General features: G+C 42.8%; 7 protein-coding genes and 1 pseudogene. 2 read left to right on the forward strand and 6 right to left on the reverse strand.

Going from position 1 to position 11,840, the window contains the following annotated elements; genetic code table 11:
* Window positions 1–41: 41 nt before the first annotated feature.
* Window positions 42–971, forward strand: coding sequence for a glycosyltransferase family 2 protein (locus tag NNC77_RS14005; RefSeq protein ID WP_254971446.1), 930 nt, complete (start codon window positions 42–44; stop codon window positions 969–971).
* 167 nt (window positions 972–1,138) lie between these two features.
* Here the strand turns inward: NNC77_RS14005 and NNC77_RS14010 are convergent, their stop codons facing one another.
* The 5 genes from NNC77_RS14010 to NNC77_RS14030 all read right to left on the reverse strand — a co-directional run bounded on the left by NNC77_RS14010 (window position 1,139) and on the right by NNC77_RS14030 (window position 7,863).
* Window positions 1,139–2,503, reverse strand: a complete 1,365-nt coding sequence (locus tag NNC77_RS14010; RefSeq protein ID WP_118067374.1) for a C10 family peptidase — start codon at window positions 2,501–2,503, stop codon at window positions 1,139–1,141.
* A gap of 75 nt (window positions 2,504–2,578) precedes the next feature.
* Complete coding sequence (locus tag NNC77_RS14015) at window positions 2,579–3,967, reverse strand: C10 family peptidase (protein ID WP_118192074.1); 1,389 nt, start codon at window positions 3,965–3,967, stop codon at window positions 2,579–2,581.
* A 25-nt stretch (window positions 3,968–3,992) separates the two neighbouring features.
* Window positions 3,993–4,346 (reverse strand): hypothetical protein, encoded by a 354-nt coding sequence (locus tag NNC77_RS14020; RefSeq protein ID WP_117729766.1) that lies wholly within the window; start codon window positions 4,344–4,346, stop codon window positions 3,993–3,995.
* A 182-nt stretch (window positions 4,347–4,528) separates the two neighbouring features.
* Window positions 4,529–6,109, reverse strand: coding sequence for a tetratricopeptide repeat protein (locus NNC77_RS14025; RefSeq protein ID WP_117729768.1), 1,581 nt, complete (start codon window positions 6,107–6,109; stop codon window positions 4,529–4,531).
* 56 nt (window positions 6,110–6,165) lie between these two features.
* The gene (locus NNC77_RS14030; protein ID WP_254971447.1) at window positions 6,166–7,863 is read right to left on the reverse strand and encodes an ArnT family glycosyltransferase; all 1,698 of its coding nucleotides are present in this window, start codon (window positions 7,861–7,863) and stop codon (window positions 6,166–6,168) included.
* Between the two features lie 141 nt (window positions 7,864–8,004).
* On the opposite strand from NNC77_RS14030, the pseudogene NNC77_RS14035 reads away from it, so the two are divergent.
* Window positions 8,005–9,966, forward strand: a pseudogene (locus NNC77_RS14035) (LTA synthase family protein).
* A 315-nt stretch (window positions 9,967–10,281) separates the two neighbouring features.
* On the opposite strand, the gene NNC77_RS14040 reads toward NNC77_RS14035, so the two are convergent.
* Window positions 10,282–11,580 (reverse strand): hypothetical protein, encoded by a 1,299-nt coding sequence (locus NNC77_RS14040; RefSeq protein WP_254971449.1) that lies wholly within the window; start codon window positions 11,578–11,580, stop codon window positions 10,282–10,284.
* Window positions 11,581–11,840: the final 260 nt, after the last annotated feature.

Here is an 11,840-nt window from a genome sequence, read left to right on the forward strand (position 1 = left end):
AAATGAGTTACTTTTGCATCTGAATAAATACTGGCTTACAAATGAAGATATTGATAGTTATCCCTTGTTATAACGAGGAAGAAGTGCTGCCTAAGACCTTAGATGTGCTGGGGGCATTGATCAGAAAGATTAAGAAAGAGACTGATGCCGACACAGAACTGCTGCTTGTCGACGATGGCAGTCGTGACCATACTTGGCAGATGATTTCGGATGCTGCCAAGGAGCATGGGTATGTGCATGGCATCAAACTGTCGCATAACCGGGGCCATCAGAATGCGCTCTGGGCAGGTATGGAAGCTGCGGTAGACCATTGCGATGCGATGGTAAGTATCGATGCCGACCTGCAGGACGATGAGAATGTTATCGTGGATATGGTGCGCCAGGTGCAGGAAGGCAGGGATATCATCTATGGTGTGCGCAAGGAGCGTAAGACCGATACCTTCTTCAAGCGCTTTACCGCCCAGGCTTTTTATAAGCTGATGCAGAGTGTGGATAAGGATACGGTTTACAATCATGCCGATTTCCGCATGATGACCAACCGCACCCTGAAGGCTCTGATGCAGTATCCCGAGCGCAATCTCTTCCTCAGAGCCATCGTCCGCCAGTTGGGTTTCCGAGAGGGATTCGTCTATTACGACCGCAAGGCTCGTGAGGCGGGTGAGAGTAAGTATCCGTTTACCAAGATGCTGAGCTTCAGTATCGATGGCATCACCTCGTTCTCCGTGGCACCTCTTAGGTTTATCACCTTCCTGGGTTTGGCGATGACTTTGGTGGCAGTCATCATGATTATCTTTGCCTTGGTAGAATATTTCCAGGGCAAGACCATTCAGGGCTGGACCTCCATGCTTGTTTCCATGTGGTTTATCGGAGGCATCATCACCACGGGCGTAGGCATTACGGGCGTCTATATCGGCAAGATTTATACCGAGGTGAAGCGCCGCCCACGATACTTCATCGAAGAAAGAGTATAAGAATAAAGATATAAGCGTAACATAAGAAAAGCGTGTGTAAGATCAAAAGGCGTGTCGTATGAGCGGCACGTCTTTTGATCTTATCGCATAGTTATATTGAATTCGTTTTTGATGAATCGCTAGAAACCAATATGAGATGATGCCTGTCCTTTGTTTGTGGAATGTGGCTAATCGTTTCTTACATTTGGGTACATTTTTAGATTAGTGTTGAAATTAGCAAATGTAGTATCAAAAGTAAGCCCACCATTGCTATCTACTAAGTAGTAGCCAGAGTACGATTTGCCTTTCCCCATGTTTGCATGCATGTAAACATTAAATCCAGGGAAGAAAGAGGCACGAGTGGTCGGTTGTGTTCGATACCCATCTACAATCCACCAATGTCCAGCTCCAGTACTAGTTTGCCCATACATAAATACGGGTCTTAATTCATCAACAGAAGCTTTTAATGTGGCAATGTTCATTTTCTGCATGTTGTCCACGTATATCCCATATTTTTTTAAGAATTTGATAATATTACTAAAGTTGACGCTACTAGAATTACATTGATATTTTACTCCACATTGTTCTCCGATAAATTTCATAAGTTTAGCAATCATCAGACATTTGTCATCAGGATCTTTAGTGTACGAACCAAAGTAGTCTGAGGTATCATGTATTTCTTCCTTTTCGCATAGATAGTCCCAATCAATTCTTGTCCCATCAACATAAATGCTCGGTTTGTAAAAAGACATGATTTCAGCAGTCGCAATGACAACAGAGCTAATTGGGTAACGATAATCCCAAAGCCAATTGTCGGAGCAGTTTTGTTCCATTAATTGGTTGTATGGTAGTCCGTCGTTCCAACTAACTTTAATGAATGGACCATTTCCTGCGATGGCATTGCTAGGGGGTGTTGTAATAGTTGCTCTTGTGTTCCTAATTTGTTTCGGAGAAATGAACTCTTTAATTTTTGCAAACTCAACTTTCTTTGGGGTGGTATTTAGCACTTTTGCTATTTTCTCTAATGTCGTATTTCGTAAGGAATCTTTGTTAGAATCTAAACTGCTAATGGCGTTAGTAAAAAGTTCTTTTGAATATAGAAGTGGTGGCAACTCTTTTGAGAAACTTGTACTATCGTTTCTAAAGTATGCTAATACATAAGGGAATCTCTTGTCGCCAGAAATAATTGCTGTATAGACTCCTGTTGTAGAATTTATTTTCAACTCGTAAATAGGACAATGTAATTTGTTATTATTTACTTGGTTCTGTAATTTGTTTGATGGTGAAATGTTATACTCTTTAGTTTCTTCTATTTTGATTACAGGGTTGTTTTGTCGAGTTGTAAGGTTGTCTTCTGCAAAGAGATTGAAAATGTCAACAGCTTCGTCTTTAGTCAACTTGACTTTATCATCAAACATAATACTGGAAATTTCAGCCTCTGTTAGTTCAATTTTGTTCTCATAGTAATAAAAATTGAGAGCATCATTGTTGGTTTGACAAGATGTGATAGTCATGGTTAGAGCCATTAATATATAATAGATTTTTCTATTCATAAATTTTATGTTAAAAGGATTGAGAACTTGCCTAGTTCTCAATCCATGTTAGAAATAGTGTTAATTTGAAAGTGATTACCCTTTGCGAACGTTTGGATAAGCCTTGAGCTCATAGTCAAAAATATCATAATCACTTTTTGGATTACCATTACAGTCAAAAGTGATATCACCAGAAGACTGATATAAATACCATCCGTCGCTATCGCCTCCCCATCCAAAATTACAGTGGCAATATACATTATATTGTCTCAAAATCATTCTGTACGAAGAATTTCTTTGTCTTATTTGGTATCCATCAATTAGCCAGGCATGTCTTCCGCTAGCATTGAATCCTCTGGTGTAGACATGGCGACCAGTTCCTGTAATGTAAACAAGTCTTAATGCATCAAGACTAGCCTTCATATTTTGAAAAGTACAGTCTTTTGCATCATCCATATATACCCCTAATGTCTTCATATAGTTACGAGCCATTTGAGTGTTTGTTGAGCCACCTTTTGGTCCATATTTTGTCCCACTTCCTTTTGCAATTAGAGAAAAAACACTTGCAACAGCTTTTGATGTTTCTGAACTATTGTCAAACATTGGAACTGATTGAATATTAGCAAGACTCCAATCTATCCCTGGCATAGAAGGTTTAAGATATGCAGCAATTTGTGCCATGGCAGTAACAACACATCCTGCAGGATAGCGATTGTCGTATCTAAAGTCAAATGCTCCTTCATCATTAGTTCCTGTTGTCGGGTCGGCATATAAGTTATAGGGAGAAACTTGGTCCCATTGGGTTGTTGTGAGGGGACCAATTTTTGCCATTTCAGTTCCACCAGGTGTGACAGCCCATCCTCTTGTTGGATTTTCGTAAACAAAGATGTTGTCTTCAAAGTCTTTAAACTTAAAATCCCCGGTAAACTGTCTAATGTGGCGAATCTTGTCAATAGTTTGTACTCGCAAGGAATCCTCATAATGTTTGATTTGTGAGATTGTGGACAAAACATATTGCTTTGCATTGGCTAGCATGATGTCAGATGGTAATATGCTATTTCTGTTATAGGAGTCTATGTAAGCAATTACCGCAGGAAAACGCTTATCTCCACAAACTAACGCTTTCTTTTTCTCTGGCTGATTTTCAGTCTCATACTCATAGAAGGTAACATGGTCTTTATTGACAGAACGTGTCGAGTTGTTCTTTGCGTTGATGGTGTACTTGTTTTTTAGGCAAAAAGTAGGCATAGAACTTCTTGATACATTGTTTTCTGCAATAAAATCAGCAAGAATGTCTGTTGCGGCTTCCTCAGATAAGTCATTGTTAGAGTCGTAGGCAATACTTAACAATTCTGGTTCAGTTAAACCTATTGCTAGGCGGTGTAACAGGTTACCACCATTGTCTTGAGCACCTTCTTCTAAGTTTTGGGTGCATGATATTGCTATACATGATAGCAATATTCCGAAAATAAGTAATTTTTTCATGTAGTGTAATATTTTGGTGAATATTTTATGATATAAAGCCTCTCAATGTCGAATCGCCATAGTAAATTTCTAAACAAGCGGCTGATGCTGGTTTCTCGATAGTAAAAAATGTAGCGTTAAAGGAAAATTGACATAGAATTTCTCCTTGCTCATTTTTGAATACTATACGACAGCTTGTTGGTACATTTGTAAAATGTATCATTCCGTCTTCACAGAAAACTTTTAAAGGTTTCTTTGAAGGCATTCTGTGACGTTCATGGTAGTTCTCTCTATCATTGCTATATACCGAAATAGGGAAAAGTTCAATATCGAACTTTTGCTGAGCATTTAGGTATAATGTAGAAAACCACATTAAAATAATTAAACTTAGTTGCTTCATAACGTTTCTTTTTTTGGTGGCAAAATTATGAAAAAAAATAATATGGTGGTCAAAATCCTTTTCACAAATATTTCACATTTTGTAAGTTGTTGATATTCAGGTTGCTATTATGGAAGAAGCCAGAAGACATGTGAAATATTTCACATGTCTTCTGGCTTCTTTCTAGTAAGAGATTTCAAATTTCAGATGGAGCGAATGAATATATCTAACTCTTCTGCTTTACCGTCTTTATGGAAAAGCTTCTTATATAAACGTTTTCTAGCCATGCTAAGTGTTGATGGTTCTCGGTGAAGTATAATTGCCATGTCAGACAAAGTAAATCCGACTTTAAGAAGTAGGCATATTCGGTATTCGATTTCAGATAATTTGCAAATTCTGTAAAGTGTAATTTTAAAATCGTAATAGTTTTTGTTGACTAATTCATCTAATTCTTTCCATTCGTTCTCATTGATATTGTTTTTGTTTTGTGTTTTTTGGATGAAAATTGAATAAATGTTTGTTTCTTTAATCTGTGATAGGGTGTCTTTATTGTTGGTCTTTTGCGAGGCACTTTTTTCCAAAATATGTTGTAATTCCATCGTTTGCCGTTTTTGTTCATTTTTTGCTATTTTGTATTTTTTGTAGTACACATAAAATAACAAAAATGTGAGTAGGGTTGTTAGTCCATATATAATTTGCCATAATTTATGTTGTTTGTTTTCATTTTGTAATTTGATATATTCCTTTTCTTTTTGCGTATAATCATAAAGAGACTGACTTTTTGCGATGGCGTTGGCATTCGAGATATTTTCAATGGAATCAGCGTATTGGATAAATAGCTTCCATGACAGTAAGTCTTTGTAGGAACAATTCTTTTTTAATGCCATCTCAACCTTTTCTCGATAAGCAGCTTCTTTGGCATAAACGTCTCCTGTTTCTTCAATTTTCTTTATATAGTAATTGACAGAATCAGGAAGATTGCACAATTTATAGTATTTTATAGCCATAGAAAAGGTACCACTTTTATTTTCTTCTCTAATATCATTGAGTAGTGGAAGAAAATATTTGGCAGCTGAATCAACATCTTGTCTTGAGTCTAAATAAATATTAGCCAAACTTGATTTTGCGGAAGTTATCATTTTCGGCATTTTGGCTTTTAGTGCTAATTGTAACGATTGTTGGCTGAAGAAAATCGCACTATCGACTTTGTTGGTGTTGGCGTAAGTATATCCTAGGTCTCTAAGATCATATATTTGTCCTTTTATATCATTTCTTATTAAGTCGATATGATATGATTTCTTATAGAAATCTATGGCAGAAGAGAAGTTGCCTTGGTAAAGCATAATATAGCCCAGTTGGGCATATGTAAGCCCCTTTAAACGAATATCTTTACACTCGTTTAATGTTTTATGAAAGTACTCTAAGGCTTGAGGAGAGTCGTGTAGGTCTAAATAAGTTGTACCTGTTAAGTAATAAATCTCAGGTAGAAGTTTCTTATCGTCATTTCTTTCATAATAAGATTTTAGTAGATTGATTTTGCCTAAATTAGGATGTGGGGTACAAGTCTTTTCTTGTGCTTTTAGCTTCAAGAGGTTGTAATACATCCAATAGGCAGTCTGAGTTGTATCAAAATTATTGCCAATTTGTTCCAATTTAGTTAAAGCTAACTGAGGATTTGAATAGCATAAACTGTCAATTTCTACTAAACTCTTAGGGTATTTTGAACTATTACATGAAGTATAGAACAGAGTAGCTAAAAGTAATATTTTGATTTTGTTTGTCATATCTTTTAGTTTATAAATGATTATTTTGAATGAAATGTAGGATAGAAAGGCTTATATTACAAAGCCTTTCTTACCTTTACAAACCGATAGAAGCCTACCGGATGGTGCCATTCTACGAGTTTCTTTACTTCCCAAACTTTCTGGAAGGTGTAGTCCTTGCCGAATTTCTCAAGGAAATCAGGCATGTCTTCTTCCGGAATCATCAGCACGCCATCCTGTGGCAATACCTTGTCAAACTGCTGGATCTTATCGCCCAGATAGAAGTTGAGGCTGAAGAAATGCAGCATATCTACCGACATATAAGAATAGAGTTTGCTGGTATCAAACTTCTTCTCGATAACCGGCGCCAGATGCTTATCGGCCTTCGTGTTGAGCACAGGTGGCTGCAGACTGGAGTCGAGCATCAGGAAGAGCCCCACAATGGTGGCAAGAGTATATGAAACAATATTGCCTGAATTCTTCTTCTTTCTGAGTGCCCGGAAGATGAGGTAAACTCCCCCCAAAGTGATAACCATAAAGATGCTGCATGGGATGAGCAAATCGTTGTTTTCGAGCGCATGGAGCATGGCGATATTGTCTATGGCATGCTTACCGTGGAAGATGCTTTCTGGCACCCATCCCTTTTTTACCACCAGCAGGGCGATATTGAGAATCAGGGTTATCGAAGCAATCACTCCGGCATAAACCTTCAAGGCTCCCATCTTCTCCTTCATCATCCAAACGATGTATTCGGCGATGAGATAAGCCATGAACGGATAGCATGGCAGCAGATAAACGCTGCGCTTGCTCTTAGGGATGCAGTAGAAGAAGAGTACCAGGAGGAAGGCGAGCCAGGTGAACACCTGCAGCGGAGTAGCCTTCTTCGCATTCTCAAGGAAACGGGTCTTCGAGAACTTCTTCCATGGCAGAATGAAGAGCGAGAACAATAATAATAAGGTGTAAGGCAACCAGCCCGTGATGAGCGTGAGAAGGTTGTACCACGCTGGGTTCTCGTGCGATTCGTATGCCATCTTGCCCATGAATCGGTCGATGTTCTCTTCCTTCACCAGGCGCAGGAATTCGTCGCCGCCTTGCAGATAGGCTGCATAATACCAGCAGAAAGGAATAACGAGCGAGAGCAGGGCGGTTAGAGCCATGCGCCATACGATGCCCCAGAAGTTCTCACGTTGGGTAAGCATGAATACGCCCATCACAAAGCAAGGCAGAATGATGCCCACAGGACCTTTGGTAAGCGTAGCGCCACTCATGCAGAGGATAGCGAGCCAAGGCAACTGGTGCTTTCCTTTCTCCCACCAGCGGTAGAGCAGATACATGGCTCCCACCATAAAGGCGGTGTTCTCCATATCTACACGGCAGTTCATACCCGCACGGTGTACCTCGAAGGCGGTGAGCGTGAGGATGGCTGCGATGAGGCTGGTCTGGGTATTCTTGCGCTTGGCATAGAACACGAAACCGCCGATGGTCATCAATACCAGCGATACGGCAGACGGCAGGCGTGAGGTGTACTCATTCACATGGCCGATGAAGAGGCTGAAGAAGGCGATGCACCAGTGGAAGAATGGCGGTTTGTAAGGGATATCACCTCCGTTGTTGATAGGCAGAATCCAGTTGCCATGTTCCAGCATGGTGTAGGCAACCACCGCTTCGCGCGGCTCTCCCTTGGTATTGAAATCTGTGAGTCCGAGGAATGGAATCATCATCACGATAGCCAGGATGATGATGAGCCATAGGGCTTTGTTGTACTTGATGTTCATGTCTTATCGAAGTCTTATTATGTTATTTTGGCTGCAAAGTTACATATAATTATTTGTTTATAGACAGAATAAGGCTAGAAATTTTGCTTTTATTGGGATATAATTATTAACTTTGCACCCGATTTCTAAAGTAGAATAAAAATGAAACGATATTTTAAGGCTTTTGGGTATCTCCTTTCGGTGCATGTATTGGCATTGCTGGTGATGACTCTGTTCAGATTGGTAGAATTCATCGCCCTGCATGGCATGATTGTAGATGTAGAGGCGAGTAGGGTAATGGCGTTTGTCAAGGGTGTATGGTTTGACAATGTCATAGCTTGTTATATTTCGGTATTGCCTGTGGCTGTGCTCCTGATAGCAGCCAGCCTGGGGTGGTGTCATCGCCGTTTGCTGCGTGGCATCAACATCTGGTATGCGGCATGGTTTGCCATCGCCTTCATGCCTTCGGCAGCCAATACTCCTTATTTCCAGTATTTCTTCAAGAACATCAATTCCAGCATATTCGGGTGGTTCGGCTATGTAGCCACCACATCGGGCATGCTCTTGCAGGAGTCTTCCTACTGGCTCTATATCGCCCTCTATTTCGTGTTTACGGGGGCGTTTATCTATGCGCTCGTCCGTCTGCGCCGCTACTTCGAGGGGCTCTTCCTTCTGCCTAAGGACAATATGCACCTGGTGCAGGTAGTCAGCCGTTTCCTTATTTCTGCTGTGATGATAGGTGCCTGTCTCTTCGGCATCCGTGGCAGAATGGGCTATAACCCTATCAAGGTGAGCCAGGCTTACTATTGCGAGGATTCTTTTCTCAACCAGCTCGGCATCAATCCGGCATTCAATCTCCTTACTTCGGCACTCGACGATATGCGCAAGGAGAATAAGGAGTTGCATCTCATGCCATACGCTGAGGCTATTACGAATACCCGCCAGTGGCTGGGTATCACGGGAAAGGTGGATAGCACGAATATTCTGAAGCGTGAGGTGGTGAACGATTCCCTGATGATGAAGAGGGGGCAATTTCCTGCGAAGAAGAATCATCCTAACGTGGTGGTGATACTGATGGAGTCGATGTCGGCAAACCTGTTGGGAACATTCGGCAATCAGTAGCCGCTCACCCCAACGCTCGATTCGCTCTATCATCATTCCCTGGCGTTCACCCACTTTTATAGTGCCGGCATCCATACCAACCACGGCATGACGGCTACGCTCTACAGCTTCCCTGCTCTCATGTTCCGAAACCTGATGAAGGGAACGGTAACTCCACGCCGCAAGGGTATCGCCACGGTGTTGAAGAAGTATGGCTACGAGAACATGTTCTTCATGACTCACGAGGCACAGTATGACAACATGAAGGCCTTCTTCCAGACCAATGGCTACGATGACATCTTCTCTCAGGAGAACTATCCTAAGAGCGAAGTGGTGAACAGCTTTGGTGTGAGCGACCATTTCGAGATGGGCTATGCCCTCAACACTATCAACCAGAAGGCGAAGATGGGCAAGCCTTTCATGGCTACCATCCTCACCGTGAGCAATCATCCGCCATATATCATTCCTGATTTCTTCAAGCCGAAGACCAAGGAGAAGGAAACACAGATTGTGGAGTATGCCGACTGGGCGATAGGCGACTTTCTGAAGAAGGCAAGTCGGGAGCCTTGGTATAAGAACACGATATTCGTGATTCAGGCAGACCATGGCAAGCTGGTGGGTAAGAGCGAGGGCGAGTTGCCGCAGTCTTACAACCACATTCCGCTCATCATCTTTGGTCCTGGTGTTCCGCAGCAGCAGTATGCGGGCTTGGGCATGCAGGTGGATGTGATGCCTACGCTTTTCGGCTTGATGAATCTGAATTATGAGTACGAGGGCTTCGGCGTGGATCTGCTGAAGCAGCAGCGCCCGATGGTATTCTATTCGGCAGACAACCAGATTGTGGCAAGAGACCATCAGCGTTGCTTCGTCTATAATCCGTCGATGAGCCGCAGTTTCTGCTATGATGTGTTGCCGAATGGCAATCTGAAGGAAACCAAGCAGGAGTCTAAGTTCCAGGATTTGAAGAACTATGTGTTCTCGAATATCCAGGCAGCCGAATATATCGAGCGACATCAGCAATAAAATAGGGCTTGTCAGATTTCTTTCGTCTTCTGTTCTTGGTTCTTGACGATCGAATTATATATGGAAGGTATATTGATTTGATGCTTAATGTGCTGATTCTCTATGAAGTTATAAAATTATACCCAAAGGTATTATACCCTAGGGTATAATTTTTGATATTGTAATATTCTTTTGTTTCTATTGTATCGGTTTCCATCAGCAATTAAATACGATATTAGCAGAAACAGTAATCCCCCACCACGCTATGGCTGCGTGATGGGGGATTAACTGTTTCAGGAGATTCAAGAGGCTATATGCCTGGATTGTAGATGTGCTTTATGCCGAGAGGGTAAGCTTCTGCCAGATCTCGGTGTCGCCACCTTTCAGCTTCTTGCAGAGACCACGCTTGGTCCAACGGCTTATCATCTTACGGATGGTTTCACGGCTGGCTCCGTCGCCACGCTCACGGCTGGCATCGAAGAGGGTGAACTGCTCCGGGAGCTGGGCGAAGAGCAGGGTGTTACGAGATTTATAGACTGGGATAGCCTCGTTGTCCTGCTGCTGCTTGTCGAGACGCAAGCCAAACATCTCCATCTGCATGGCAAGCACGTAGTCGGCCACAGCCTTGGCAAAACGGATGCAGGCATCGGTCTCCTCTCCGGTCTGTTCCAGGATGTGGAAGATGACGCCACAACGGAAGCCGATGATGGCGGAACGGCGACGATATACATCCATCACACGGTCGGCATTCGCCAGGGCAAGCTGTCTCTTCGCTTCGAGCCACTGGCAGAACTCCTCGCACATACGGGGCAGCTCCATCACGCCGTGACTACGTTCAAGGAGAGTTACTGCCTTGAGGATGTTTGCCTGCTCCTCCTCGGTGTAGCCGTGGTGCTGGCTGAGGGGTGCGAAGGAGGTATCGGGCATCTTGGCGAGCATCATTCTTGAAGAAGAACCGTCCTCGATGTTATCATCGGTGAAGAACTTCTGGAAGATGTTTTGGGTGCAGCAGCCGGTGAAGTTGAGCTGGGCGTGGGTTACGCCGCTGGTGGCTGTGATGTAGTCCTGACCCACCTCGCTCTGGTCGAACGCCTTACGGAAGTAGTCGCCGAACACCTTCCATACGCTCTTCATCGAACCGAGCTCCTCGCTGAACATATACATGGTGTGGCCGTCGGCACAGAGCTGACGACGCATCAGAGCCGACTTCGAGATTGTATCGCCAATGTGACGGATGCAAGGCTTTGGATCCACTACACCCTTCTTGCCCTTGTGCTGCTGGTACCAGGCTTCATCTTCACGAGGTTTCTCATCGTCCTTATCCATCTTCTTCGCCCAGATGTTCTCGATGCGGCGGCATACGCCCTTACCCGATGCCTGCTCGCCGATGATGATAGACATGAGTGCCATCGGAGTCTCGCTGCCGTCGCAATACTTCGCCTTCAGACGGTCAGCATAGGTTGCTGCAATAGGAAGGGCTGAGAAGAGGGCAGGCACGCGTGCCTCTGCGGCTACGCCAGAGAGCGAGTCGCGGAGTCCGAGTGGAAGCTGGTCTACAGGGAATTCGTAAAGTGGCTGTGTACTTGCCTTAGCGGCTAAAAGGTTCTCTATGTTTTTAAAATTCTGATTCTCCATAATTATTTAATGTTTAAAAGTTAGTTTGTCGGAATATCCGGTAAACGGCGGCAAAAATACGACTATCTTCTGTAACCGCCAAATTTGAGCGTGTGATAAGGTCCGAAATTCAGCAGCCATTTGGGGCAAATTGTGTTAAATAAAATAACTCGCTCTAAATTGGACTTTGATTGAAAATCAAGAAGTTGGGCGTTTGCCTATATTATATAGGTAACAATATGGAAACGAGCGGACTTCTGCTCGTTTCTGTATTTTGCAAT

The organism is Segatella copri (assembly GCF_024330485.1).
GTDB lineage: Bacteria > Bacteroidota > Bacteroidia > Bacteroidales > Bacteroidaceae > Prevotella > Prevotella copri_L.